Below are 26,962 nucleotides of genomic sequence, written 5' to 3' on the forward strand. Positions count from 1 at the left end.
CGGTCGCTTCTGTTTTCAGCGCTCGTGCCAGCCACCCGTCCGCAGAGCTTCCCTCAGCGGTGCCGTCATGCCGGGAGCGACGCTGACATGGACCAGGCCGGCCTGCCGGCCGGTGGCATGTTCGATGCGGATGTCCTCGATGTTGACGTCCGCGCGGTCCGCGTCCGTCAGCAGCCGTGCCAGTTCGCCCTGCTGGTCCCCGATCATCACGGTCACCGATTCGAACCGCTCGGGCCGGCTCCCGTGCTTGCCGGAGATGCGGCCACGGCCCGACACTCCCCTGCGCAGCATGGTCCCGACCGTCACCATGCCACTGTTGCGCTTGGCTTCGTCCGTCGCCGCCATGGCGCGCAGCCCGGCGACCATCTCGCTCAGATCGGCGCCCAGTTCGTCCAGGAGGTCGGCCACGGCCGTGGCGTTGCCGCCCAGTATGTCCAGCCAGAGCTGAGGGTCGGCCTCCGCGATCCGGGTCAGGTCCCGTAGGCCTGGGCCCGCCAGACTCACCTCACGTTCCTCGGCGCTCTCCAGGCGCATCGCGACCAGGCTCGCCACCACATGGGGCGCGTGGGACACCAGCGCCACCGCGCGGTCGTGCACCGCCGCCTCCATCAGCACGGGAACAGCGCCGCACAGCGTCACCAGTTCCAGTGCCGTGTTGAGCGTCTCCGTATCGGTGTCCGCCGTCGGCGTCAGCGCCCAGGTGCGGCCCTCGAAGAGGTCGCCCCGGGCCTTCAGCGGACCGCTGCGCGACGCGCCCGCCATGGGATGTCCGCCGATGTAGCACGAGGTGTCGCAGGCGAGGTCGATGATGTCGTGCTGCGTTTCCGCCTTCACACTCGCCACGTCCGTGTAGTGCCGCGCCAGGTGTCTGCCCTGTGCGTCCGCCAGCACCTTGCCGACCAGTGGCGGCGGCACGGCGACGATCGCCAGGTCGACGGTTTCCGTGGGCGGCTGCACCGTACCCGCGCCCAGCGACGCGGCCGTCCGGGCGGCCGCCGAGTCGACGTCCTCGAGGTACACGGTCATGCCACGCGCCCGCAGCGCCAACGCCACCGACGTACCCATCAGTCCTGTGCCGATCACCAGCGCGGAGTGCATCACGGCCACATCCATTCCTTCGGTTGCCCGCACGAGCGGCGGGATCGGCGGTCCTACTGGTGGTCGAACTCGGCCTCGAACGCGTCGATCTCCGACTGGTCCAGGTCGAGGAGGTCGACGTCAGCGGTGAGGTCTCCGCCCGCAGCGGGGTCGTCCGCGCCCAGCTGCACGATCGTGGCGATGCCCGCGGGCGTGCGATGTTCGAACACCTCCCGTGAGCCGAAGACCATGCCGTCACGGCGGGCCCGCGCCGCCAGTTGCATCGAGAGAAGCGAATCCCCGCCCAGCTCGAAGAAGCTGTCGTCCGCACCGACCCGTGGCAGACCGAGCACCTCGGCGAACAGATCGCACAGCATCCGTTCGACCTCCGTGACCGGCTCCCTGTCCGAGACGCGTCCGCTGAAGTCGGGTTCCGGCAACGCCTTGCGGTCGACCTTCCCGTTCGCCGTAAGGGGCAGCGCATCGAGCACCACCACCGCCGCCGGCACCATGTACTCCGGCAGCCGGGCCGCCACGCCCTCGCGCACCGCGACGGCATCCACCGCGCTCTCCCCGGCGGCGGTCACATATCCCACCAGCCGTTCGCCGGCGCGGCCGGCGCGGACCACCGCCACCGCCTGTCCCACCGACTCCTGCGCCAGCAGCGCCGCCTCGACCTCACCGGGTTCGATGCGGAACCCCCGCACCTTCACCTGGTCGTCGACACGGCCGACGAAGACCAACTCCCCTTCCGGGTTCCAGCGGACCAGGTCCCCGGTCCGGTACATCCGCTCGCCGAAACCGAACGGATCGGCCACGAAGCGTGCCGCGGTCAGCCCCGCTCGTCCCAGATACCCCCGCGCCACACCCACGCCGGCTATGTACAACTCGCCCACCGCACCCGGTGGCACCGGACGCAGCCACGAGTCCAGCACGAAGGCACGCGCGTTCGCGGTCGGATGGCCGACCGGCGGGATCTCATCACCGGGCGGTATGTCCGGGCCGATGGTCATGGCGATGGTGGCCTCGGTCGGCCCATAGGTGTTGATCATCCGGCGCCCGGGCGACCACCGGTGCACGAGTTCAGGAGGACACGCCGCCACACCCAGTACCAGGCACGGCAGTACCGTCTCGGGTACTGCGGGCACGGTGGCCAGCACGGGGGGCGGGATCAACGCGTGGCTGATCTCCTGGCCGGCCAATACCTCGGCCAGCTCTCCACCGGCCACCACACCCTCGGGCGGAACCACCAGGGCCGCGCCGCCGCCGATCGCCATGAGCAGTTCCAGCACCGAGACATCGAAACTCGGCGATGCCAGCGCCAAAACCCGGCTCCGCGCGGTCAGGTCCAGCCGCTCGGCCAGGCTGCGGGCCAGACTGGCCAGACCGGTGTGGGTGACCACCACGCCCTTGGGCTGTCCGGTGGAACCGGAGGTGTAAATGACGTAGGCCGCGTTCTCGGGCACCGCCCGCGACCGCACAGGACCGGTGGGGCAGTGGCCGACCTCGCGCACCACCGACTCGTCCACCACGACCGCCGGCTGCGCGTCGGCGAGGATGTAGTCGATGCGCGCCTGGGGGTAGTTCGCGTCGATGGGCAGCCAGGCCGCGCCGGCTTTGCTGACACCCAGCACGGCGACGACCAGTTCCAGGCGGCGAGGCAACATGATCGCGACCCGGTCCTCGGGTCCGACCCCGTGATCGATGAGCCAGTGGGCGAACTGGTCGGCGCGGGCATCGAGCTGGGCGTAGGTCAGCGACTGGTTCCCGAAGACCGCCGCAGTCGCCTCGGGGGTGGCGGCGACCTGCGCGGCGAACAACTCCGGCAGCGTCTGCGCGGGCACCTTCGCCGCAGTGTCGTTCCACGCCCCCAGCTGTTGCCGTTCGGAGTCGGTCAGGACCGGCACCATGGACAGCGGCACCTGCGGCGCGGCGATCAGGGCTTCGAGCACCTGCGTGAACCGGTCGAGCACGGCGTCGGCCTGCGCGGCGGTGACCAGCGCCGGCTGGCGTTCCAGCCGCAGCCGCAGGCCGTCGCCCGGGATGGCCGTCAGGGCCAGGGGGTAGTGGGTGGAGTCGGCGTCGGTCACACCCCGCACACGCAGCCGGTCCGGTTCCGCGTCGGCGTCTTCGTCACCGATCGCGGCGGGCTTGGGGTAGTTCTCGTAGACGAAGAGGGTGTCGAACAGCTGCCCAAGCCCGGCGGCCTGCTGGATGTCGGTGAGCCCCAGGTGGTGATGGGGCAGCACCGCTGTTTGCTCGTCCTGCAGGCGCCGCACCAGCTCGGTGAAGGTGTGCTGCGGCCGCATCCGTACCCGGACCGGGACGGTGTTGATGAAGAGTCCGACCATGGTCTCGATTCCGTCGAGCCCGGCCGAGCGCCCGGACACCACCGAGCCGAACACCACATCGTCGCGGCCGGTCATCGCCGCCAGCACCACGCCCCACACCGCCTGCAGCAGTGTGCTGACCGTGACGCCGAACTCACGGGCCCGCGCCGTCAGCGCCTCGAAGAACGCCTCGTCCAGCGCGGCCCAGATCTGTGCGGACATCTGGACCGGCACCGGCCGGTCCGCCGCAATCAGGGTCGGCTCCGGCAGGCCGGCCAGAGCGTCGCGCCACGCGGTCGTCGCGGCGTCCCGATCGGTTTCGCTCAGCCAGACCAGGTGCTGCCGGTACGGCGTCACCGGGGCCAGCGCGAGCGGGTCCGCTCCGTTGTCGTACAGCTTGAACAGTTCATCCAGTAGCAGGTGTATCGACCAGCCGTCGAGCAGGATGTGATGAGAAGTCAGCACCAGTTGGTGATGGTCCTGTCCCACCGCGATCAGCACGAACCGCAGCAGCGGGGGGCGGGCCAGTTCGAACAGGCGTGTCCGTTCGGCCGCGGCCACCGCCTCCGCCTCGGCCTGCGGATATGCCGATCGCGCCACGTCCACCTGGGTCCATGGCACCTCCACGGTGCCGGCGATCACTTGGTAGGGGACCCCGGCGGCGCTGTGCCGGAATCCGGCCCGGAGATTGGCATGCCGGTCCAGCAGCCCGCGCACCGACGTGTGCAGCAGCTGTGTGTCCAGCGGACCGGTCAGGTCCAGTACCGCCTGTGCGGTGTAGACGTCGACGCCGTCGCCCACGTAGTCGGCGTGGAAGGCCAGCCCGTGCTGCAACGGGGAGAGCGGCAGCACCTCGGCCAGCCCGCCGGTGCCCGCGTGTTCGGCCTCGAGGGCCTCGATCTCGTCCTGCTCCAGGTCGACGAGGCCGAAGTCGGACGCGGTGTGTCCGCCCGCGGCCGGATCGTCCGCCTGACGGGCCAGCCCGGACAACATGTCCAGCCATTCCTGGCCCAGTCGTTCGATCTCGGCCTCGTCGAGCAGACCGTCCGGCCATTCCAGGGTGAGCGTCAGCTGCGGACCGTCCGGCCGGTCCTGGACGACCGCGTTGGCGTCCACCGCGTGCGGCAGCTCCGTGCTCGCATCCATCGAACTGCCGATGTCCCCGGCCAACTGCCATGCCCGCACGCCGTTGTGGTCATCGACAGCGAACCGGCCCAGGTAGTTGAACCCGATCCGGGGCGAGGGCAATACCGCCAGAATCGGCCCGGTCTCACGGTTGAGATAGCGCAGCAACCCGTAGCCGAGCCCGTCGCCGGGCACCGCCCGCGACTGCTCCTTGACCACCTTCAGCAGGCGTCCGGCCGCCGCACCACCGCTCACCACATCCGCCAGGTCGATCCCCGTCACATCCAGCCGCACCGGATGCACGCTGGTGAACCAGCCCACGGTCCTGGAGACATCCGCCCCGTCGACGGGATGACGGCCATGGCTCTCCACATCCACCAACAGCGCGTCCTCGCCGTGCCACCGCGCCACCGCGCCGGCCAGCCCGGCCAGCAGGACTTCATGCGCCCCGCAGTGGAATTCTTTGGGGGCCCGCCCGATGAGCACCGACGTCTCCGCCTTCGGCGCGACCCACGACCGCGAGCGCACGGCGCCGCCCGCGTCCCGGCCCGGGGCCAGCCCACGCGCACCGACCGGCCGGTCCTCCTGACCGACGATCGCCTTCCACGCCGCCAACTCGCCGACCCGCTCGGCGGAGAGAGCCGACTCCTCCAACAGGCCGGCCCACCGCCTGAACGACACCGCCACGGGTTCCACCCGCGGAGCCCGTCCGGCGGCCACCGCCTCGCAGGCGGCCTGCAGATCCGGCAGCAGGATGCGCCACGACACCCCGTCGACCGCCAGGTGATGTACCGCCACCACCACCCGTCCCGGCCGATCCGGCCCGCCGTCCACCCACACCGCCTGTACCACCACACCCGCCGCGGGATCGAGCCGTTCCACCGCTCCCCGGGCCGCGTCCTGCACGGCCTCGTCCAGTCGGCGTCCGGCCGCCTCTGCGCGCGTGACCAAGGCGGACGGGTCCACCGACCCCGGTTCACCCACCACCAGCCGCCCCGGCTCCACCCGCACACGCAACATGTCGTGCGCTTCCACCAGCGCCGCCAGCCCCGCTGCCAGCACGTCCTGCGTCAGATCCGGTGGCGCACCCACCACCGCCCACTGGGCGAACCCCGCCCCCGCCACCCCGTCCCCCAGCATCCGCATGACCGGCGTCCATGCGACACCGCCCACACCGTCAGCCGTGGGGGAACCAGCACTGTGCGCCAGCGGCGATCGCGCCGCCAGCCGGGCGAGCCGCTCCGGCGTCCTGCACGCGAAGACATCCCGCGAGGTGAACGTCAGACCGGCGTGCCGCGCCCGCGACGCCAGCTGCATCGCGAGGATCGAATCCCCGCCCAACTCGAAGAAACCGTCGTCCGCACCGACCCGGTCGAGACCGAGCACCTCGGCGAAGAGGCCGCACAGCTCCCGCTCGGCCTCCGTGGCCGGCTCCCGTCCCTCGCTCGCGGCGGCGAAATCGGGATCGGGCAGCGCGCCCCGGTCGATCTTCCCGTTCGCCGTCACCGGCAGCGCGTCCAGCGGTATCACCGCCGCGGGCACCATGTGCTGGGGCAACCGGGAGGCAAGCCTTTCGCGGACCTCCCGCGGATCGACATCGCCCGGTGAAACGTAGGCGAGGAGTCGGTCCGCGCGGACGGTCACGGCGGCTTGGGAGACCCGTGGGTGGTCGGACAGGACGGACTCGATCTCGCCGGGTTCGATCCGGAACCCACGGACTTTGACCTGGTCGTCGGCGCGCCCTGCGAACACCAGCTCACCCTGGCTCGTCCAGTACGCCAGATCCCCTGTCCGGTACATCCGCTCACCGGGGGCGAACGGATCGGCCACGAACCGCTCCGCTGTCAGCCCCGCGCGGCCCAGATAGCCGCGGGCCAGCCCGATTCCGGCCACGTACAGCTCACCAGCGATCCCCGGCGGCAACGGAAGCAGGAACGCGTCGAGCACATAACAACGGCCCCCCGGGATCGGCGTCCCGACCGGGACCACATCCCGCCCCGCCGTCAACGGCATACTCATCGCCGCGCATACCGTGGCCTCGGCCGGGCCATAGGCGTCGATCAGCCGCCGCCCCCGGGACCAGCGGTCCACCAGGCTCGGCGGACAGGCCTCCCCCGCCACCACCACCGTCCGCAGCGCGTCCGGCAAGGCGTCGGCCGTGCCCAGCACCGACGGCGGAACCGTCACATGTGTGACCTGCCACCGTTCCAGCGCCTCGGCCAGCGACACCTGCGGGGGCAGGTCCCGCGCCGGCGCCATGACCAGCGTCGCCCCCGACAGCAAGGCCATCAGCACCTCCGACACCATGGCGTCGAAGCCCAGCGCCGCGAACTGCAGGACCCGTGACGACGGCGACACGCCGAACCGGTCGATCTGCGCCGCCGCCAGGTTGCCGAGCCCCGCGTGGGAGACGACGACCCCCTTCGGAGCGCCCGTCGAGCCCGACGTGTACATCACATACGCCGCGTCACCCGGACGCGCCTGCGGCAGCCCCGCCTCCGAGCCCCCCGACAGATCGACCTCGTCGACCATGACCAGCCGGTCCGCGAACTCCTCCGGCACTGCCGGCCGTGTCGTTCCCACACACACCACCGACACCGGATCGGCGTCGTCCAGCATCCACTTCACACGTTCGGCCGGATACGCCGGATCCACCGGAACGAACGCACCGCCCGCCAATGACACGCCCAGAATTCCGACCAGCCACCACGACGACCGCTCCACCACCACGCCCACCCGGCGCTCCGGCCCGACCCCGCGGGCCCGCAGCACAGCGGCCAGTCCCACCGCCCGGTCCCACAGCCCCCCGAACGACAGCTCACCCGCACCGTCCACCACCGCCACGTCGTCGGACCGCTCCGTCACCACCCGCCTCACCAAGGCCGGCAACGGCTGCCCCGCCACCAACGCCGGGCCCGCGTCATGAGCGTGGCCCTCGGCCACACCCACCCGCCCCACCAGTCCGGACGGATCGGCGACCAGCGCGGCGAGCGCATCGACGAACCACCGCAGAGCCGACTCGGCGACGCTCTCCCGGATCTGCCCGCGCCAGTAGCTGAGCTGGATCCGGAAATGATCTCCCGGGATGATGCCGAGGGTCAGCGGATAGTGGGTCCCCTCGACCGTGCCCAGATACGTGAACCGGCCCGCGAAGTCGCGCGGATAGTTCTCGAACACCAGCAACGTGTCGAACGCCGCGCCAGGGCCGGCCGCCTTCTGGATCTCCGGCAGCCCCAGATGCTGATGCGGGATCAGGGCCGTCTGCCGGTGCTGCAACGCGGTGAGCATGTCCACAACCGACTGTCCGCCGCCCAGTGGCACCCGGACCGGCACCGTGTTCATCATGAGGCCCGGCATCCACTCCACACCCGGGAGCACCGCGGGACGGCAGGCGACCGTGGCGCCGAAGACCACATCGGTCCGCCGCAGAAGCCGTGCCAGGACCATCGCCCACGCGCCCTGTGCCACCGTGTTCAGCGTCAGCCCGTGGTCGCGGGCCAACCGTGTCAGCCGGGTGTGCAGATCCGTCGACAGGTGGACGACGCGGTGGTCGTAGTCGGCCGCGGGGGCCGCTGTCGCGACCAGCGATGGCTCGTCCGGACCGGACAGCTCCGCCCGCCAGGCCGCACGCGCCGCGTCCTTGTCCTGCCGGTCCAGCCAAGCCAAGTAATCCCGGTAGGAGGCCGAACCCGGCCGGGCGGGAAGCTGCCCGCCGGCCGTGTACGCCTCGGCCACCTCGTTGAGGATGACCGCCACCGACCAACCGTCGATCAGGGTGTGGTGGATGACGACCAGCAGGCGGTGCCGGTCCTTTGCGATCCGCGCCAGCACCAGCCGGGCCAGCGGAGCCTCGGCGAGATCGAACCGCTTCTCCCGTTCCCGTTCGACCAGGGCGTCGACGGCCTCATCGACGTCGCTCGCGCCCGTCAGATCCACCTCCTGCCACGGCAAGGTGACGTGCCGGTGGACGACCTGCACCGTCCTGCCCGACGGGAGTCGATGGAAGCTCGGCCGCAGCTGGGGGTGGCGGGCGAAGACCGCTTCCCACGTGGCCCGCAGCCGGGCCGCGTCCAGCGGTCCGGTCAGCTCCACGAGCCAGTGCACCTGGTAGATGTCGCGTCCCTGATCACCGCGACCCTGCTCATCATGACCGTGACCCTCGCGGCCCTGATCATCGAGGGTCGACTGGAAGACCAGCCCCTCCTGGAGCGGTGTCAGCGGCCAGACCTCCTCCGCCTCCGGATCGGCGACCGCCGGCTCCGCCTCGTCCTGCGCGGTCAGAGCGATCAGCGGCCGGTCGACGGGGCGATCAGCCTGGACGGCCTGCGCCACGGCCGCCAGCCGTGCGGGGGTCTGCTCCTTGAGGATCTGGGCGGGTGTCACCAGCAGGCCGGCTTTGAACGCACGTGCCGCCATGCGCATCGCGACGATCGAGTCCCCGCCCAACTGGATCAAGCCGTCGTCGACACCGACCCGCTCCTGGCCGAGCATCTCGGCGAAGAGAGCGCACAGGACGCGCTCCGCCTCGGTCACGGGTTCACGGCCGGTCGCACTCGCCGCGAACTCGGGCGCGGGCAACGCCGCTCGGTCGACCTTGCCGTTGCCGGTCAGCGGCAGCGCGTCCATCACGATCACTGCGGCCGGCACCATGTACTCCGGCAGGTGTGCCGCGAGGCGCGCGCGGATGAGTTCGGGGTCCACGTCCCCCTCCGCCACCACATAACCGATCGGACGCCCGTCGACCGCCACGAGCACGGCGTCGTGGACGCCCGTCTGAGCCGTCAGCGCGGCCTCGATCTCGCCGGGCTCGATCCGGTACCCGCGGATCTTCACCTGGTGATCGGCCCGGCCCGCGAACAGCAGCTCACCGTCGGCGGTCCACTGGGCGAGGTCCCCGGTCCGGTACATCCGTCCGCCCGTCACCTGGTCACCGCCCTCCTCGGAGGCGCTGTCGGGTGCGTACGGATCCGCCACGAACCGCTCCGCCGTCAGACCCGGCCGGTTCAGGTAGCCGTCCGCCAGACCGGCGCCGGAGAGGTACAGCTCCCCGACCACGCCCGGCCCCACGGGCCGAAGGAACTCGTCGAGCACCTGAGCCCGGCGGCCCGGCAGGGAGCGTCCGATCGGCAACGCCGGACCCATCACGTCGCCTGGTTCGAGCACATGCCACGTCGCCCACACAGTCGCTTCGGTCGGGCCGTACAGGTGCCGGATCCGCGCCCGGGGGCAGGCCTCCCGCACCCTGTGCACCGCGTGCGCGGGCACCTGGTCGCCACCGGTCTGCACCTCACGCAGGCCCGCGAACGACTCCGGCGACTCCTCCGCCACCGCGCGGAAGTTCCCGGCGGTCAGATACGCCCTCGTCAACCCGGCCGCGACCAACTCCCGCAGGCGCCGGGCATCCACCGGCCCCGGCCCGGCGATCACCACACGGGCGCCCCACGCGAGCGGCACCCAGATCTCGAACATGGAAGCGTCGAAGGCGTACGGCGCGTGCATGAGGACCGCATCGTCGGGCTCCATCGCCCAGCCGGAACTCTCCACCAGCTCCACCAGGCTGCGGTGCGGGACGGCCACCCCCTTCGGGGTACCCGTCGAGCCGGAGGTGTACATCACGTAGGCCAGATCGCCCGGGCGCACCGTGATCGCCGCCGCGGCGTACGCGCCCTCGTCCGTGCCGGCGTCCGCCTCGATCGACTCGATCCCGTCCGGTACGCCGTCGCGCCGCGCGGCTGAGCACACCATCAGGGAGACCCCTGCGTCCGCCACCATGAACGCCACCCGCCGCGCCGGCCAGGCGGCGTCCACGGGCACGTACACCGCCCCCGTCTTCCATATCGCGAGCAGCGCCACCAGCAGGTTGGCGGAACGGTCCATCATGACCGCGACGCGGTCGCCGCGGCACACGCCCCGACGGACAAGGCGCCCGGCCAGCCGGCCCGCGTGCTGATCGAGTTGCCGGTACGTCAGAGCCCGGTCACCGTCGACGACGGCCACCGCGTCGGGGGTCCGGTCCACGTGCGAGGCGAACAGCTCCAGCACCGTCGGTGTGGCTTGCGCTGTGGAATTCATCGTTCTCCTTCACGAACCACCTGAGGCACCGGCCGGAGTGCGTTGTCCGGTCCGAGCCCGGTCCCGAGTCCGGCGGGCTCGGCGCCGTTGCCCGCCGGCTTGGCGAACTGTGTGCGGTAGAGGTCGGCGTACAGGCCGTCTGCGGCCAGCAACTCCTCGTGCGTCCCGTGTTCGCGGACCTGTCCGTCGTCGATCACGAGAATCTGGTCGGCCTCGCGGATCGTGGACAACCGGTGGGCGATGACCAGCGAGGTACGGCTGCGCAGGGCGATTTTGAGTGCTCGCTGGACGGCCGCCTCCGACTCGGAGTCCAGGTGCGCGGTGGCTTCGTCCAGCACGACGATCGAGGGTGCCTTCAGCAGCAGCCGGGCGATGGACAGCCGCTGCTTCTCCCCCCCCGACATGCGGTAGCCGCGATCGCCCGAGACGGTGTCGAGCCCACTGGGAAGGGAGGCGATCAGATCCCAGATCTGGGCCCCTTTGCATGCCTCGATCAGCTCGTCCTCGGTGGCGGTCGGGCGGGCGTAGAGCAGGTTCTCCCGGATCGTGTCGTGGAACAGGTAGGCGTCCTGGCTGACCACCCCCACCGCTTCGCGGAGCGAGTCGAAGGTGAGGTCCCGCAGGTCGTGTCCGCCGACGCGAACGGTCCCGGAGTTCGCGTCGTACAGCCGGGACACCAGGTGGGTGATGGTGCTCTTCCCCGCGCCGGACGAGCCGACGAGCGCGGTGAGGGTTCCGGCCCGCACGTGAAAGCTCACGTCGCGCAGGACGTCCGGCGTCACTTCCCCGCGCTCGCGATCGGTCCGCAGATGTTCCAAGGACGCCAGTGAGACCTCGTCCGCGGTGGGATAGCGGAACGTCACCCGCTCGAACTCGATGTCCGGCGGCACGTCTTTCGCGAGCGCGACCGCATCGGGGCTCTCCTGGATCAACGGCTTCAGGTCGAGCAGTTCGAAGACCCGGGAGAAGCTCACCACGATGGCCTGCGCGATCTGCTGCATCCCGGACAGCTGGGTGATCGGCCCGAACAGTCGCTGGAGCAGGGTGGCGAGGGCGATCAGCGTGCCGAGCTGGAACGCCCCGGCGAGCACGAGCCCGCCACCGACCCCGTAGACGAGCGCCGTGGCGAGCGAGGCCATCAGCGTCATCATGACGAAGGCGCCCCGGCCCCAGACGGAGAGGTTCACCCCGATCGTGCGGATCTTCTTGGCACGATCCGCGAATTCGGCCATCTCCTCGTCCGGACGGCCGAAAAGCTTGGAGAGCATCGCCCCTTGTACGTTGAACCGCTCCTGGAGCCGTCCGCCGAGGCCGGCGTTCTCGTCCATCTGCCGTCGGGTGCGCCGCTGTATCTGCCGTCCCACGTGTACCCAGGGCACGATGAACAGCGGAACAAGGGCCAGTGTGATGAGGCCGACGAGCCACGACAGGTAGAACAGCTCGGCCAGCACCACCAGGGCCATGACCGCACTGGTGGCCGCCATCAACAAGCCGGTGAACTGCTGCTGCACCATGACCAGTTCGGTGTGCAGCCGACCGACCAGCACCCCCGTCTGGGTGCGGGTGAAGAACGCGAGCGGCTGCCGCCGGACGTGGTCGAGCGCCTGTACCCGGAGGTCGTGGGTGACCCCCTGCCCGATCCGCCCGGAGATGTAGGCGGACACCAGCGACAGCACCGCGCCCAGCACGGCGAGCCCCGCGGTCAGGCATGCCGTCGAGATGACGACCCCGCGGTCGTTCTTGACGATGCCGTTGTCGACGAGCTCCCTCAATAACAAAGGAGTGGTGGCGACGGCGAACGCCTCCAATGCGGCGACAGCGATGAAGAGCGCCACCGTGCGCAGGTGCGGGCGAAAGTAGGCGAGGACTCTGCGCACCGTCCCCGGGTGTATGTCGGTCTGCCAGGGATCGGGGTCTTCAGCACTCTTCTTCATGCCCTGGAAGCGCAACACCATCTCCACGCAGGTGCCCCTCTCATACAACGCGACGCACGAAGTCAGCGAATCCCAATCGTGCTGAATCACGTCGATGTCCACGAGTGAGTCCAACTGAGAACTTCGGGCACTTGGACACGGTTGCCGGCGTCTGTGCCGCACGGGCCAGGGCTCGTCTGCTTGCCGCCCGGTCGGGCCTCACTTCTTCGCGACGACGCAACTGGCCACGGGATAGTCCGGGTGGTATGTGCTCAATTCCAGGGCGTCGAGTTCCTCGGCCGCGATACCCATGAGCGACGCGACGACAGTCATCGGGTTGCCGTACTGATACACGGTCTGTTTGGACCAGGCGCCGAACATCGCCCGCAACGCCGCCGGGAGTGGCCGCCAGTAGTCCTCGGGCGCGCCGTGCAGTCGTTGGGCGCTGGGAACCATGCAGTACGCCTGTCCGCCCTTGCGCAGCCATTGCCGCATGTTGTCGACCACCTGCCAAGGGCGCGGGGTGTGCTCCAGAACGTTGAAGGCGATGATGGCGTCCAGGGAGTCCGCCGGGATGATTCCTGGGTCCGCCGCGTCACCGACCAGAGAGACTCCCGGGCCCTCTTTGATGTCCAGACCGCGGTATCCGGACGTGCGGGTGAAACCGTAGACGTCCTTGTTTCCGTCATTCCCGCCGATCTCGACAACGTCTCCTTGCACGAGATCACGGATGTCGGCGATGAACTGGTTCAGGTAGTGACGGTCGATGGGGGTGCCCCGGGATATTCCGAAATCCGGGCAGATCGGTGTCAGCCTGCGCAGCTGGCCCCAGTCGATCTCACCGACTGACGGTACCAGGAGGCCACGTTCCCGCAGTTCGGCGAAGAGCCCGCGAAAATCCGGGGTTTTGAGATCGTGGCTCAGGTTTCGCCGCATTCCCAGCGCCCGCAGCACCTGCCGGGTCGAACGGCTCTGTGCGGTCAGGTCCGCCGCCGGGGCCATCTTCCGGTCGTCGCGCACGATCACAGATCCACGCCGGGCCTGTATCGAGCAGGTGTTCCCGCTGTAGCTGAGCTCCTCTACGGCGGCTTGCGCGTCGGCCGCCAGCGGTGCCCTCCGCACCGCGGTGAACTGGGCTTCCGCCGCTGCTACATCATGCTCGTGGAGCATGATGTCCAGGATGAGCAGCATATCCAGGGAGAGTGGAAAGCCTTCTTCCCGGTTGGCCGCACCCGCTTTTACGCACATCCGGTCGGGCTGGGCGGACAGTGTCACGGTGGAGGTGAACAGCCCGTTCTCTGGCATAGTGCATCCGCTCCTTGCTGTTTGTCCGTGCGTCGGACGACGCACCAGGTCGATGTCCGCGAGTGAGTCCAACTGAAGAATTCCGCCACTTGGACGCGGTCGGCCCGCGGTCTTTTTTCCTTCACCCGAGGGTGTGGGCCGCCATGCCGGCGGTGAGCGTGGCGCCGTCGGCCGGGTCTATGAGGATGAACGATCCGGTGCGGCGGGAAGCGGCGTAGTCGTCGACCGGTACCGGCTCCGCGGTGCGCAGCACCACCGCACCGATGTCATTGACCACGAGTCGCCCGGGGTCCGGCTGCTGGGACAGGTCGGCCAGGGTGAGCCGGGAGCCGATGGCCTTGACCTTGGCGGTGACCGTACGCGTGCCGTGTCGCAGCAGTACCCGGTCGCCCGCGGTGAGCGGGGTGTCCGCGAGGTGGCACACCGTTGCGGTGATCTCGTCGGTCAGCGTGGGCGGCCGGTCGGACGGGGCGATCACGTCGCCGCGGGAGACGTCCAGATCGTCCGCGAGGCGCATCGTGATCGACTGCGGAGCCCAGGCGGTCTCGGCCGCCTCGCCAAGGACGTCGATCGCGGCGATCGTGGTGGTACGTCCCGAGGGCAGAACGGTGACCTGCTGTCCGACGTGGAAGAGGCCGGACGCGATCTTTCCGGCGTAGCCGCGGTAGTCCGGGTGCTCCGCGGTCTGCGGCCGGATGACGTACTGCACGGGGAAACGGGCCACTCGAGGGCGCGGGTCGTGGTCGATGTGCACGGACTCCAGGTGCTCCAGCACGGTGGGGCCGGCGAACCAGCTCATCCGGGCGCTGGGCTCGACGACGTTGTCGCCGTGGAGTGCGGAGACGGGGATGGCCGTCACCGCGGGCACCCCCAGGCGGGCGGCGTAGTCGGCGAAGTCCGCGGCGACCGCGGCGAAGACGTCCTCGTCGTACGCGACCAGGTCCATCTTGTTGACGGCGAGGACCACGTGCGGGACACGCAGGAGGCCGGCGATGGCGGCGTGCCGGCGGGTCTGCTCCACCACGCCTGTACGGGCGTCGATCAGGATGACCGCGAGTTCGGCCGTGGAGGCGCCGGTGACCATGTTGCGGGTGTACTGCACGTGGCCGGGGGTGTCGGCGAGGATGAAGCGCCGGGCAGCGGTGGCGAAGTAGCGGTAGGCGACATCAATGGTGATGCCCTGTTCGCGCTCGGCACGCAGGCCGTCCGTGAGCAGCGCCAGGTCCAGGCCCTCCTTGCCGCGGCTCCTCGACGCGCGCTCGATGGAGCTGAGTTGGTCGGCGAGGACCGACTTGGAATCGTGCAGCAGCCGGCCGACCAGCGTGGACTTGCCGTCGTCCACGCTTCCGGCGGTGGCCAGGCGCAGAAGTGAGATGCCGTTCATGGTCAGAAGTAGCCTTCGCGCTTGCGGTCTTCCATCGCGGTCTCCGAAAGGCGATCGTCGGCGCGGGTGGCTCCGCGCTCGGTCAGCCGGGAGGCGGCGATCTCGGTCACGATCTTTTCGACGGTGTCGGCACGGGAGTCGACGGCGCCGGTGCAGGACATGTCGCCGACAGTGCGGTAGCGGACGAGGCGGGTCTCGGCGGATTCGCCTCGTCTCGGGCCGCCCCAGTCGCCGGCGGCCAGCCACATTCCGTCGCGGCGGAACACCTCACGCTTGTGCGCGTAGTAGATCGACGGGAGTTCGATCCTCTCGCGGGCGATGTACTGCCAGATGTCCAGCTCGGTGAAGTTGGACAGCGGGAAGACGCGGACATGTTCGCCGGGGGCGTGGCGGCCGTTGTACAGGTGCCACAGCTCGGGACGCTGCCGGCGCGGGTCCCAGCCGCCGAACTCGTCCCGCAGGCTGAACACCCGTTCCTTCGCGCGGGCCTTCTCCTCGTCCCGTCGTCCACCGCCGAAGACGGCGTCGTACCGCGCGGTCTCGATGGCGTGCAGAAGCGGCATCGTCTGCAGCGGGTTGCGGCTGCCGTCCGGGCGCTCGCGCAGTCGGCCGCTGTCGATGAACTGCTGCACCGAGGCCACGTCCAGGCGGAGGTTGTGCTCCGCCACCACTCGGTCGCGATATCTCAGCACCTCCGGGAAGTTGTGCCCGGTGTCGACGTGCAGGAGCGCGAACGGCAGCGGGGCCGGGGCCATGGCCTTGAGTGCCAGGTGCAGCATGACGATGGAGTCCTTGCCGCCGGAGAACAGCAGCACCGGCCGTTCGAACTCCCCCGCCACTTCCCGGAATATGTGTACCGCTTCCGACTCCAGGACATCGAGGTGCTCCAGGTTGAACTCACCGTGGTCCAGCGCGGCGGTGCGGATTCGTCGTTCGGTATCGGACATGAAGACTCCCAGCCGTACGGTTCCGGGCGTATACGCCGGCCCTCGAAGCGCGAACAGAGCATATCCACGGCCGCCTCCTGGAGCTTCTTGTCCAGCGGAGCCGTACATTTCGTCGGCATATCGAAAACTGGATACGGGCTGACAACATCGCGCCCGCTCAACTGGAGGCATGAATGAATCACACATCATCCCGCTCGGGCCCCGTGACCGGCTGTTCGCCGTACTTGCCGTGGTACTCGCCGTACTCCTGCTGCCCGTCGCGTTCGTCCGCCATCCCGGCCGCGCCCGCGAATGGGCCTGCCATTGGGCATTGGGGATCCGGTTTCCGGCCGAGGACCTCACCGGGCTCACCGACGGCGCCAGGGCGGCGTTCAGCGCCGCACGCGCCGAGGCGCTCTGGCGCCACGGGCAGCTCATCGGCCTCACCTCGGGATACCGCGACCCCCTCGTCCAGCAACGGCTGTTCGACGAGGAGGTGCGCCGCGCCGGCTCACCGGCCGCGGCCCGGATGCTCGTGCTGCCACCGGAGGAATCCAGGCACGTCAAGGGCACCGCGCTGGATGTGCGCCCTTACGAAGGCGCGTGCTGGCTTGAGGAACACGGTGCCCGCTACGGCCTCTATCGCGTCTACGACAACGAGTGGTGGCACTTCGAGTACCACCCGGAGGCCGGCTCGCAGTCCACGGAGGAGGTCAGCGCTGCTCTCCCGAATCCGTACTCGGCATCGAGGTGCTGAACAGCGCCGTAAGACGCGCTTATTCCGCGGCCAGACTGGTCGCCCAGTTCGCCAGGCATTCCGCGAACCCGGTCCAGACCCGCGCGTTTTCTCTGGCGAACTCGGCGATCACGTTGTACAAGTGCGGCGGGACGCGGTGCAGAATTCTCTCCCACTCCTGCCCGTCGATGGAGTGCATGGCGAGCATGCGCAACAGAGTGCGGCCGGTCTCGCTCAGCCGCAACGCCGGATCGGCCTTGAGGCGCTCCAGCGTCACGAGGCGGTCTCGATCCACGCCGCGGCCGAAGCCCGTCTCCGTGCGCTGCAGTGGAGGCGACTCGGTTCGTAATTTCAGGCTTCCGTCCGGGACCGGGCTCTCACCGCGCTCCAGTCGGCCTCGCACGTCCCGGACCGTCTCCGGGGAGATGCCGACCTGATGGGCGACCTGCCGGAGCGAGAGGCCGGGGTCGCTGCGGATGAGCTCGGCAGCGTGTCTCCTGCGCCCCGAACCGTCGGCCGGACGGATGCGTCCATCCCTGCCGATCCTTGCCTCGGTTCCCGTGTCGCCGCCGCGTCTGCGCAGGTCGGCCACGGTGCCGGCGGAGATGCCGGTCGCCGAGGCCACCCGCCGGTCGGACCACTGCGGATGCGTCCCAATGATGTGCACAGCAGCACGCTTGCGATCAGCGAGCGAGAGCGGCAGACCGTGCCGTATGTTCGCCTCGACGGCCAGGACGAAGGCGTCCGCTTCGGTGCCGTCGACAAGCCTTGCCATGATCTTTGTATCGCCTCTGAGTCGCGCCACCTTCAACCGGTGCAGGCCGTCGACCACCCGCATCGTCGGCCGGTGGACGAGAATGGGCGGAAGCGCTACCTCTGCCGACAGCAATGTCTCGACGTGCTCCGGATCCTCTCCGGAGGTTCTGGGCGAGGATACGGAAGACAGCCGGGACAGCTCGATTTCGACGACAGGGAGAGCGACCATGTCAACGCTTGTCGGATCCACCTGAACTCTCCCTTTCGGGGTTTCATCTTCGGCGACGTTGCGGTGCGGTACGGAATGCGCCATTGCCACTACTTGGTCCGGGCCGAAGCGCGAGGGCGCGGCCGGACGGGCTGCCGGGCTGAAGCGGAGCGAGGCGTCCAGTGATGTGGGTGTCAACGCGCCTTCAGCGCCCCAGGAACGCTGGTGACAGTAACAACCCCGCGCGACGGAAGTCAACAGATATACAACTGTCAACTCCCTCTACTCTTACGTGAGTTGATGGCCCCTATGGCCGGTCCATCGATGCGGCGACGATCGGTGAACGCGCGAAGGCCCGGGCGATCTGTGACAGCCAAACTGCCTCGCTGACCAGATCGTCACCCCCGTACAGTGCGAAGGGGACGGGATGGTCGGCACCGGCGCCCGAAGCCGGCACGGGGACTCCGTTCATCTTGGCCCTGAGCGCTGCCTTCAGCTGGGCCGCCTCGACCACCGCCCGGAGGTCGTTGCCGGTGAGGCCGGCCGCTTCGCCCAGTTCCGCTGTCCGCACCGCTGTTTCAGGACTCATGTAGGGGCGCAGCGCGATCTGTCCGTCACGGATCTCGATGGTCCGGCGGTACAGCCGGTAGTTCAGATTGGCCATGACCGAAGCCGGGGAATGCAATACGATCTCGGGCAGTTCTTGATGCATCGCCAGCCACAGGGGGAAAAGGCTGCGGTAGGTGCGGTAGTTGTTCCACCAGGTGTTCAGGGGCGGCAGGCGGGGCCCCCAGGACGGCATGGTGAAACCACCGACGATGAGTGGTATGCCGATCCCTGCACCCAGCACCGTCACCAGCTCCCACTCCAGCGGGTGGAGGCCGAATTGCACACTGACCACGGCCGACGCTCGGCTGACGAAATTGACCGAATAGATCACTGCGCCCACAGCGGTCAGGCGCAGGCCGCGGCGCAGCCACGGCTCTCCCGCGACCTCGGCATATTTCCAGCACAGGCGGGCGATCTCGACGAGTGCCACCAGCAGGGCGCCCACGTAGATGAGCGAGTAGGCAGCTACCACGGGCCGGTGGATGTTCTGCAGAAGAAAGTGCGCCGAGCGTTCCTGTGACTCGGCCGAGGCCATGATCCACAGCGACAGCATGGCCAGCATCAGGATCGCGGCGATACCGAGTCGCCATTGAGCCTTCGGCCATGCCTGCTCGGGTGGGTGTGCCCAGAACAGGAGGACAACGAGCAGTGCGGCGCTGAAGGCCACGCCACCGAGGACGTGTATGCCCAGCGCCGCCACGTCGGATATGCCCAGATGCTCGTCGACGGCCTGGGAGACCGCGGGGGTCGCGAGCGCGAAGGCCGACCCCTTCAGGAAGAGAGCGGCCAGTAACGCGAGCAGCCCTGGGTCACACCGACCCGATCTCAGGGAGTGGCACTTGTAGAAGAACGCGGCCCAGCACAGTAAGGCAAGTAAGGGATATATGACACTCTTGGCTCCGGTCACAGCGACTCCGAGGCAGATAAATGAGCGACAGGTCGCCTTCAGTCCACCAACAAGCGTTGCACCCTTCGCACGGCGTCGTCGACCTCCGGCACGGCCCGGTTCGGTCCCGATGGCGACCGGTCGACACCCTGAAGAATCAGTGAGGCGATCATTTCGGCCTCCTTTTCTTCCGGGGTGTTGTAATAGGAGCGCTGCAGCACTCGCTCGATCATATGGGGGCTCAAGGTCGGCATGAGCAGGCGCGTTATATCGTTGTTCACATCATTGGGGCGGACATGGCCGCACAGGAGATGGCCGAGCTCGTGGACAATGATGTGCTCCTGGTGGAGCGGACTGGCCTGTTTCTCATAGAAGATGTAGTCGGTGCCGGCCGTGGACACCCACAGGCCACAGGGACTGCCTGCCGGCATCGCGAGGGCCATCAACTGAATGGGACGGCCCTGCCGTTGTGCGACGCTTTGAATCAGCGTGTGCACGTCGAACGGGCTCGGTATCTCCAAGTTGCGGATGAGAGCCTTGCACCGCCGCCGTAAGCCGCCCGGTTTCACGCACCCTCTCCGTTTCTCTCGTCAGGCACTGTGCCACCAGGCAACGCCCCGCCCCGGTGGCCTTGTTCCGCCGAGCGGTGATCCGGCGCGTCCTGCTGCAGGCCTTCCAGTTCACGGACCCGCTCGATCACCTCGCTGATCGAGCGCAGACTCTTGGACGACAAGCCGGCCGCTCTGAGCGCGACGCTCTGCACGCCTGCGTCCTTGAGTGCGACGAGCAGCCCCAGGTCCGCGTCGACGTCCGCTGCCACCTGGTCGTCGAAGAAGTACGCGGCAGGCACTCCGAAGAAATCCGCGATCGCCTGCAGATGCCGGATGGTGGGGTTGTCGCGCTGGCCTTTGCGCAGCAGCCAGACATAGCTGCCGGAGATGGACACCCCGCTTGCCGTGATGGCCTGGGCCACTTCCTCCGTGCCGTAAGGCTCACGTCCGGGTGGGACGACCGTCCGGAACAGGTGCTCCAGTTTGTCGGCGAGCGTGCGCCCCGCCTGACCACGCTCGCTGTCCATGGCCGTCTCCATTCTGCCCGCACCGCCGATCCTCAACTAGGGTAGGGGGAGCCGCCTTTGTGGTCCATCGTGAGTCGAACGAGCCCGGGCGGGCCGGGAGAGTCGGCGTAGCCCCGCCGAACTACGCGAGCGCGGCGGCGACCTCGTTGAGGCACGCCCCGCGGGAGGCCTTGACGAGTAGCACGTCGCCGGTGTCGAGGTGACCGCGCAGCCAGTCGACGGCCGCGTCGTTGCCGGCCAGCACCACTGACCGTTCGCCCGCGCCGTCGGCGATCGGCCGGGCGGCTTCGCCGACCGCGACCACCATGTCGGCCCGGGCGGCGGCGTACGCCCCGATGGCGCGGTGCTCCGCCTCGCTGTCGTCGCCGAGTTCGAGCATCTCGCCGAGGACGGCGATACGGCGCCCGCCCTCGATCGCCTCCAGCGCGTCCAGGGCGGCGCGGGTCGAGTCGGGGTTGGCGTTGTAGGAGTCGTTGAGCAGCGTCGCCCCGCAGGCAAGGTCGCGCAACTCCATCCGCCACCTCGACAGCGAGACCGTGCCCAGGGCCGCCACGGCCACCTCCAGCGGTACGCCGGCCGCGAGCCCCGCCGCCGCGGCGGCCGACGCGTTGAGTGCCTGGTGCGCGCCCACGAGTGGCAGCGCGACGCGCGCCGAGGCGTCGGTGGTGTGCAGGGTGAAGGACGGCCGGCCGAGCCGGTCAAGGGTCAGGTCGAGCACGCGTACGTCGGCGTGCTCGGCCCGCCCGAAGGTGAGCACCGGGCCGTCGGTGAGGGCGCGCATCGCGACCACCCGGGGATCGTCGGCGTTGAGGACGGCGGTGCCGCCGGGCGCCAGCCCCCGCACCAGTTCGCTCTTGGCCTCGGCGATGGCGGCGCGCGAGCCGAACTCGCCGAGGTGGGCCACTCCGACGTTGAGGACGACAGCGATATCGGGCGCGACGAGGCCGGTGAGGGCGGCGATGTCGCCGACATGACGGGCTCCCATCTCAAGGACGAGGAACTGGGTGCCCATCTCGGTGCGCACCATGGTGAGCGGCACACCGAGTTCGTTGTTGAGCGAGCCCGCTGTGGCAACGGTCGGCGCGGTGCTCGACAGCACGGCCGTCAGCAGGTCCTTGGTGCTGGTCTTGCCCTGCGAGCCGGTCACCCCGGCGACGGTCAGTCCGTTGCGCAGGCGGGCCACGATGTGGGCGGCGAGCCTTTGCAGCGCGGTCTGGACGTCCTCGACGATGACGGTGGGCAGCGGCGTGGGCTGGGAGCCGAGCACGGCCACCGCTCCGGCCCGGCCGGCCTGGGCGGCGTAGTCGTGGCCGTCGGCATGCTGCCCGGCCATGGCGACGAAGAGGCCGCCCGGCTCGGCCTGCCGGCCGTCGAGCACGGCCGGCGCGGTCACCGTCACGGCGCCGTCGCCGTCGCCCACGACCGTGCCGCCGACGACCGCGGCGATCTCGCTGAGGCTGAGCGGGACCATGCCCACCCGGCGCGGGAGCCCGCGGGCTGGAGCGAGGCCGGCGAGGTAGAGGTAGGAGGAGGCAGGTTCGCTGTAGGTCACACCTCCCAGTCAAGGCGGCGTCATGTTGCGGGCACGTATGCGGGTTTGGATACGCCGACGATATGTTACCCAGCGGTCACATATCGTCGGCGTATCCAAAACCGCATACGTTGTGGCAACGCCGTGCCGCCTTGACTGAAAGGCATGACCTACAGCGCATCAAGGCACGCGGCGACCCGCGAGAAAACAGCAGCCGGCATGGACAAGCTGAACGTCGGAATCCTGTTCGGGGGCTGTTCCGAAGAGCACCCGGTCTCCATCAAATCTGTGCAAGAGGTCGCCAAGAGCATCGATCTCACCAAGTACGAGCCCTTCTACATCGGGATCACGAAGAGCGGCGCCTGGAAGCTGTGTGACAGCCCCGGCCCGGACTGGGAGAGCGGCAACTGCCGTACGGCGCTGCTGTCGCCGGACAGAAGCGTAGGCGGATTGCTCGTTCTGGAGCAGGGGCGGTACAGCACGGTCGGGCTGGACGTCGTATTGCCCATCCTGCACGGAAAACTCGGCGAGGACGGCGCGATGCAGGGCCTGCTGGAGGTCGCCGGCATCCCCTACGCGGGCTGTGATGTGCAGAGTTCCGCTCTGTGCATGGACAAGTCCCTGACCTATCAGATCGTCAGGGGGGCAGGGATCGCCACACCGAACTTCTGGACGGTGGCGGCGGACGAGAATATCGATCCGGCGAAGCTGACGTATCCCGTCTTCACGAAGCCGGCCCGTTCGGGGTCGTCCTTCGGCGTGACCAAGGTGTCCCGGGAGGAGGAACTGCTGCCCGCGGTGGAGACCGCGCGACAGTACGACTCGAAGGTGCTGGTCGAAGAGGCGGTCGTCGGCAGCGAAGTCGGCTGCTCCCTCCTGGGCAACGAACTGGACCTGATCACCGGCGAGGTGGACCGAGTCGCCCTGTCGCACGGGTTCTTCAAGATCCATCAGGAGAAAAACCCGGAGAGCGGGTCCGAGAACTCGACGTTCATCGTTCCCGCTGACATTTCAGCAGAAGCGCGCTCGCTCGTTCAGGAGACGGCGAAGGTCATCTATCGCGCCCTGGGCTGCAGCGGTCTGGCACGGGTGGACCTGTTCCTGAAGGAGGACGGAAGTGTGGTCCTCAACGAGGTCAACACATTGCCGGGCCTGACCTCCTACAGCCGTTACCCGAGGATGATGGCGGCTGCGGGGTTGCCGCTGACCGAAGTGATCGACCGCATGGTGACGCTGGCACTGACGGGGAAAATCCGATGAAGGACGACTTCGTCTTCCTGGACGAAGGCGCACCCGGAATACGTTGGGATGCCAAGTACGCCACCTGGGACAACTTCACCGGCAAACCCGTGGACGGCTATCTGGCCAATCGAATCGTCGGCACCACATCTTTGTGTTCGGCTCTGGAAAGGGCGCGAGAAAAGGCCCGGTCCCATGGCTTCGGCCTGCTCATCTGGGACGGGTACCGCCCCCAGCGCGCCGTGGACTGCTTCGTGCGCTGGTCGAAGCAGCCGGAGGACGGCCGGACGAAGCAGCGGCACTATCCGAACATCGACAGAGCCGACATGTTCGAGATGGGCTATGTCGCCGAAAAGTCCGGTCACAGCCGGGGCAGCACCGTGGACCTGACGCTCTACCACCTGGCCACCGGAGAGCTGGCCGCCATGGGTGGTGGCCACGACTTGATGGATCCGATCTCACATCACGGAGCACACGGAGTCACACAGTCCGAGGCGAAGAACCGGCAGTACCTCCGCTCCATCATGGAGACATGTGGTTTCAGCGCCTACGCGTGCGAGTGGTGGCACTACACCCTGAAGGACGAGCCGTACCCGGACACGTATTTCGACTTTCCGGTCACGTGACTGGACCGGGCCCGGGACGTCGGAGCCGCCGAAGCGCGCGCGACGCACGCGAGAAAGAGAAGGTATGTCACAGCGCCATCCCGACTGGTGCCTGCGGTGCGGGTGCAACCATCACCGCGGACCGGCGGGGGATCTGAGCCGGGCGATCCCGCTGTTCGAGCGGACGCTGTCGAACTCCGCACGGGTGCTCGGAGCTGACCACCCCGACACCCTGACCGCCCGCAACAACCTCGCCTGCGCGTATCAGTCGGCCGGCGATCTGGACCGGGCCGTCCCGCTGTTCGAGCAGACCCAGGCGGACACGGCACGGGTGCTCGGAGCTGACCACCCCGACACCCTGACCGCCCGCAACAACCTCGCCTACGCGTATCAGTCGGCCGGCGATCTGGACCGGGCCGTCCCACTGCTCGAGCAGACCCTGTCGGACACCGCACGGGTGCTCGGAGCTGACCACCCCGACACCCTGACCGCCCGCAACAACCTCGCCAGTGCCTATGAGTCGGCCGGCGATCTGGACCGGGCCGTCCCGCTGCTCGAGCAGACCCTGTCGGACACCGCACAGGCGCTCGGTGAGGACCACCCCGACACCCTGACCGCCCGCAACAACCTCGCCTACGCCTACCAGTCGGCCGGCGACCTGGACCGCGCCATCCCACTGTTCGAGCAGACTGCGGACGCCCGGGTCCTGCTCCTTGGTGAGACCCACCCCTCCACCCTGGCCACCCGCAACAACCTCGCCTACGCCTACCAGTCGGCCGGGGACCTGGACCGCGCCATCCCGCTGCTCGAGCAGATCCTGTCCGACTCCGTACGGGCGCTCAGTGACAGCCATCCACTGACACAAGCAGTCCGCCGGGCTCACCTCGCGGCCTGCGCCCAGAGGACTGTCGAGGGCCCCAGGACGTTGTGAGCGCCCGCCTCGCCCCTCGGACGAGGCGGGCGCTCAGCCCCGGGTGTTCCGGCTTTCGAATGTCAGGCAGTTGGTGAGGGAGTTCTCCACGATGTCGCGCAATGCGTGGTCCGTGTAGTAGGCGGTGTGCGGGCTGATGAGGACATTGGGCAGCTCCTGCAGTCGCAACATCCCCTTGACCTCTATGGCTTTGCTTCGGCAGTCGGCGTAGAAGATGCCTTCCTCGCCTTCGACGACATCCAGCGCCGCGCCGCTCAGCCTGCCGCTCTCCAACCGCTGCACCAGTGCCTCGGTGTCGATGAGCGCACCCCGTGCGGTGTTGACGATCAGCGCGCCGTCCTTCATCTGTGCAAGGCGCTGCCGGTTCAGCAAATGGTGCGTCTGCGCGGTGAGCGGCACATGCAGCGTGACCAGGTCGCTGCGCCGCAGCAACTCATCGAGCGGAACGAGCTCGGCAGCGGCACCGGGACGGGCCGCGGGACGGTGGTCATGGGCCAGGACGCGGCAGCCGAAACCCCGCAGCCGGTCCATGACCGCCGCGCCGATACGTCCCGTCCCGACCACTCCGACGGTCAGGTCGCGCAATTCCCTCCCGCGCTCCTCGCTGAGCCGGTAATCGTGCATGTCGGTGCGGCGGATGATGGCCTTCGCGTCCCGCACCGCCATCAACATGAGCATCAGCGTGTAGTCGGCCACGCTGTCCGGCGAGTAGGAGACGTTCTCCACAACGATGCCGATGCTGTCCGCGTATGCCACATCGATGTGGTTGTAGCCGATGCTCCGCGTGGAGATGTACCCCACGCCGGCCCGGCCGAGCGCACGCAAAGCGGCGTGGGTGATGTGCGTCTTGTGGCTGACGCTGACGCACCGGCTGCCCGCGGCCAGTTCGGCATTGGCTTCGGACACCGGTGCGTCGGTGACGACCGGCCGCACACGGAGGCCGGGCGCCAGTTCGCGGAACAGAATGGCTTCGTCCGGGCCGCACCCGTACATGGTGATGCGGGTCGTTTCGCTAAGGGGCATACCTGCAGTCAAGACGGCGTGCTGTTGCCGGAACGTATGTGGTTTTCGATATGCCCGCGATACGTCGCGGGCGGGGCGATGCCCGGCCGCAGCGGCAGGTCCCACTCGCCGACGTACCGCACCGCCTGGCCGCCGGTGCCGGCCTTGAACCGGACGAGGCCGACGTGCGGATCCTGCGCCTCCAGCGTCGGCGTGATACCGCGCAGGTCATAGACGTCACAGCCGGCCGCAAGCACGTCGCGGATCATGGCCCACTGGCAGGCGTGGGAACCGCGCACCTCGCGCTTCTCGGTGGCGGAGGCACCGTAGGCGCACCACGCGTGGGCGCCGACGCGGACCAGGATGGTGGCGGCGACCAGATCGCCCTGGTGACGCGCCCCGTAGAGCCGGATCCGCTCGGGATCCTCGGCCCGCATCTCCGCGAACATGGTCTCGAAGCAGCGCAGCGGCCGGGGTGTGAAGCGGTCGCGTTCGGCGGTGTGGAGGGAGAGGTCGTGGAACGCCTTCAGGTCTTCGGGGTCCCCGTCGCCGGCCGTGACCACGACGCCCGCTCTGTCGGCCTTCTCGATGTCGCGGCGCCATTGCTGGTTCATGCCTCTGAGTACGTCGTCCTCGGCTCTGCCCGCCAGCGGAATCTCGTACCCGGCCTGCGGATGCCCCATCCCGAAACCGTCCCCGGGACTCCGCGGAAGCCAGCCGGCGGCGCTCAGCCGGGCGGCCACATGGGCGCCGACCGGGTCGGTCCACCGGCCGGACACCTCGGTGAGCCGCCTGCCGCCCGCGTCTGCGAGGCCGTCCTCGACCTGGGCGGTGCTCCAGGTGTCCGTACGCACCGGCGGGCCGAGCCGGATCGCGGCGGCGCCATGTCCCTCGAGATGCGCCACCAGCGGATCGAGCCACGCTTCGATCTCGCCGGTCCAGTCGATGACCGGCCCCTCGGGCAGGTAGGCCAGCGTGCAGCGGTCGAGCCGCGGCACGGGCGATGGAGCACGAGACCGGCCCCGACCAGCCGCCCGCCGTCGAACCAGCCGAGGGACTCACCGCCCCACTCACTGTCCACGCGGCCCCACGCCGGGGTCTGCAGAAAGCCGACCGACCGCTGGGCCCGCACGAACGCCACATGATCGGCGACGCTGATCAGCCTGACGACCGGACGCACGGATGCTGCTCGTACTGGTTCGCTGGAGGACATGCCGTCCCGTGAAGGCGCGCAGTGTCGCCCGGGCCA

General features: G+C 69.0%; 15 protein-coding genes and 2 pseudogenes. 4 read left to right on the plus strand and 13 right to left on the minus strand.

All coding sequences use genetic code 11. The features are described from left to right. Positions 1–15: 15 nt before the first annotated feature. From ACIREI_RS26955 to cysD, 6 genes are all read right to left on the minus strand, one after another. A complete protein-coding gene (locus ACIREI_RS26955; protein ID WP_403337713.1) occupies positions 16–1,107 on the minus strand; it encodes a prephenate dehydrogenase in 1,092 nt (363 codons plus the stop codon). Between the two features lie 44 nt (positions 1,108–1,151). Further along, positions 1,152–10,604 carry an amino acid adenylation domain-containing protein gene (locus ACIREI_RS26960; RefSeq protein WP_403337716.1) on the minus strand — a complete coding sequence of 3,151 codons (9,453 nt, stop codon included), beginning with the start codon at positions 10,602–10,604 and terminating at the stop codon, positions 1,152–1,154. Continuing rightward, positions 10,601–12,559 (minus strand): ABC transporter ATP-binding protein, encoded by a 1,959-nt coding sequence (locus ACIREI_RS26965; protein ID WP_403338018.1) that lies wholly within the window; start codon positions 12,557–12,559, stop codon positions 10,601–10,603. The genes ACIREI_RS26960 and ACIREI_RS26965 overlap by 4 nt, the downstream gene beginning before the upstream one ends. A 177-nt stretch (positions 12,560–12,736) precedes the next feature. Then, on the minus strand, positions 12,737–13,822 hold the full coding sequence (locus ACIREI_RS26970) for a methyltransferase domain-containing protein (protein ID WP_403337718.1): 1,086 nt from the start codon (positions 13,820–13,822) through the stop codon (positions 12,737–12,739). Positions 13,823–13,943: 121 nt separating this feature from the next. After that, on the minus strand, positions 13,944–15,206 hold the full coding sequence (locus ACIREI_RS26975; protein ID WP_403337720.1) for a sulfate adenylyltransferase subunit 1: 1,263 nt from the start codon (positions 15,204–15,206) through the stop codon (positions 13,944–13,946). Between the two features lie 2 nt (positions 15,207–15,208). Next, entirely contained in the window at positions 15,209–16,153 is a 945-nt protein-coding gene (gene cysD, locus ACIREI_RS26980; protein WP_403337723.1) for a sulfate adenylyltransferase subunit CysD, read from the minus strand. 166 nt (positions 16,154–16,319) lie between these two features. Here cysD and vanY-N point away from each other — a divergent pair. Continuing rightward, positions 16,320–16,889: pseudogene (gene vanY-N, locus ACIREI_RS26985) on the plus strand (D,D-peptidase/D,D-carboxypeptidase VanY-N); the annotation flags it as partial. 19 nt (positions 16,890–16,908) lie between these two features. Here vanY-N and ACIREI_RS26990 read toward each other — a convergent pair. From ACIREI_RS26990 to murF, 5 genes are all read right to left on the minus strand, one after another. Then, a complete protein-coding gene (locus tag ACIREI_RS26990; protein ID WP_403337725.1) occupies positions 16,909–17,937 on the minus strand; it encodes a streptomycin biosynthesis protein in 1,029 nt (342 codons plus the stop codon). Between the two features lie 202 nt (positions 17,938–18,139). After that, complete coding sequence (locus tag ACIREI_RS26995) at positions 18,140–19,348, minus strand: MAB_1171c family putative transporter (RefSeq protein WP_403337728.1); 1,209 nt, start codon at positions 19,346–19,348, stop codon at positions 18,140–18,142. Between the two features lie 38 nt (positions 19,349–19,386). Beyond that, positions 19,387–19,848 carry a ParH-like protein gene (locus tag ACIREI_RS27000; protein ID WP_403337731.1) on the minus strand — a complete coding sequence of 154 codons (462 nt, stop codon included), beginning with the start codon at positions 19,846–19,848 and terminating at the stop codon, positions 19,387–19,389. 44 nt (positions 19,849–19,892) lie between these two features. Further along, entirely contained in the window at positions 19,893–20,405 is a 513-nt protein-coding gene (locus ACIREI_RS27005) for a helix-turn-helix domain-containing protein (RefSeq protein WP_403337734.1), read from the minus strand. A 121-nt stretch (positions 20,406–20,526) separates the two neighbouring features. Then, a complete protein-coding gene (gene murF, locus ACIREI_RS27010) occupies positions 20,527–21,876 on the minus strand; it encodes a UDP-N-acetylmuramoyl-tripeptide--D-alanyl-D-alanine ligase (protein WP_403338019.1) in 1,350 nt (449 codons plus the stop codon). Between the two features lie 279 nt (positions 21,877–22,155). On the opposite strand from murF, the gene vanA reads away from it, so the two are divergent. The 3 genes from vanA (at position 22,156) to ACIREI_RS27025 (ending at position 24,711) form a co-directional block, all read left to right on the plus strand. Continuing rightward, positions 22,156–23,196 (plus strand): D-alanine--(R)-lactate ligase, encoded by a 1,041-nt coding sequence (gene vanA / locus ACIREI_RS27015; RefSeq protein ID WP_403338022.1) that lies wholly within the window; start codon positions 22,156–22,158, stop codon positions 23,194–23,196. Continuing rightward, entirely contained in the window at positions 23,193–23,801 is a 609-nt protein-coding gene (vanX, locus tag ACIREI_RS27020) for a D-Ala-D-Ala dipeptidase VanX (protein WP_403337737.1), read from the plus strand. Before vanA ends, vanX begins: the two co-directional genes overlap by 4 nt. Positions 23,802–23,865: 64 nt before the next feature. After that, on the plus strand, positions 23,866–24,711 hold the full coding sequence (locus ACIREI_RS27025) for a tetratricopeptide repeat protein (RefSeq protein ID WP_403337740.1): 846 nt from the start codon (positions 23,866–23,868) through the stop codon (positions 24,709–24,711). A 33-nt stretch (positions 24,712–24,744) separates the two neighbouring features. Here the strand turns inward: ACIREI_RS27025 and ACIREI_RS27030 are convergent, their stop codons facing one another. Beyond that, a complete protein-coding gene (locus ACIREI_RS27030; protein WP_403337743.1) occupies positions 24,745–25,734 on the minus strand; it encodes a D-isomer specific 2-hydroxyacid dehydrogenase family protein in 990 nt (329 codons plus the stop codon). Between the two features lie 8 nt (positions 25,735–25,742). After that, a pseudogene (locus tag ACIREI_RS27035) lies at positions 25,743–26,926 on the minus strand (lipid II:glycine glycyltransferase FemX). Positions 26,927–26,962: the final 36 nt, after the last annotated feature.

It is taken from the genome of Streptomyces sp. NPDC093591, from assembly GCF_044764885.1.
Classification (GTDB): domain Bacteria; phylum Actinomycetota; class Actinomycetes; order Streptomycetales; family Streptomycetaceae; genus Streptomyces.

What these genes read in the sequence shown, in the direction of transcription:
- ACIREI_RS26960 (WP_403337716.1), bottom strand. Translation starts at nt 10,604, where the DNA reads ATGAATTCCACAGCGCAAGCCACACCGACGGTGCTGGAGCTGTTCGCC.
- ACIREI_RS26965 (WP_403338018.1), bottom strand. Translation starts at nt 12,559, where the DNA reads ATGGTGTTGCGCTTCCAGGGCATGAAGAAGAGTGCTGAAGACCCCGAT.
- ACIREI_RS26970 (WP_403337718.1), bottom strand. Translation starts at nt 13,822, where the DNA reads ATGCCAGAGAACGGGCTGTTCACCTCCACCGTGACACTGTCCGCCCAG.
- ACIREI_RS26975 (WP_403337720.1), bottom strand. Translation starts at nt 15,206, where the DNA reads ATGAACGGCATCTCACTTCTGCGCCTGGCCACCGCCGGAAGCGTGGAC.
- cysD (WP_403337723.1), bottom strand. Translation starts at nt 16,153, where the DNA reads ATGTCCGATACCGAACGACGAATCCGCACCGCCGCGCTGGACCACGGT.
- ACIREI_RS26990 (WP_403337725.1), bottom strand. Translation starts at nt 17,937, where the DNA reads ATGGCGCATTCCGTACCGCACCGCAACGTCGCCGAAGATGAAACCCCG.
- ACIREI_RS27005 (WP_403337734.1), bottom strand. Translation starts at nt 20,405, where the DNA reads ATGGACAGCGAGCGTGGTCAGGCGGGGCGCACGCTCGCCGACAAACTG.
- murF (WP_403338019.1), bottom strand. Translation starts at nt 21,876, where the DNA reads ATGGTCCCGCTCAGCCTCAGCGAGATCGCCGCGGTCGTCGGCGGCACG.
- vanA (WP_403338022.1), top strand. Translation starts at nt 22,156, where the DNA reads ATGGACAAGCTGAACGTCGGAATCCTGTTCGGGGGCTGTTCCGAAGAG.
- vanX (WP_403337737.1), top strand. Translation starts at nt 23,193, where the DNA reads ATGAAGGACGACTTCGTCTTCCTGGACGAAGGCGCACCCGGAATACGT.
- ACIREI_RS27025 (WP_403337740.1), top strand. Translation starts at nt 23,866, where the DNA reads ATGTCACAGCGCCATCCCGACTGGTGCCTGCGGTGCGGGTGCAACCAT.
- ACIREI_RS27030 (WP_403337743.1), bottom strand. Translation starts at nt 25,734, where the DNA reads ATGCCCCTTAGCGAAACGACCCGCATCACCATGTACGGGTGCGGCCCG.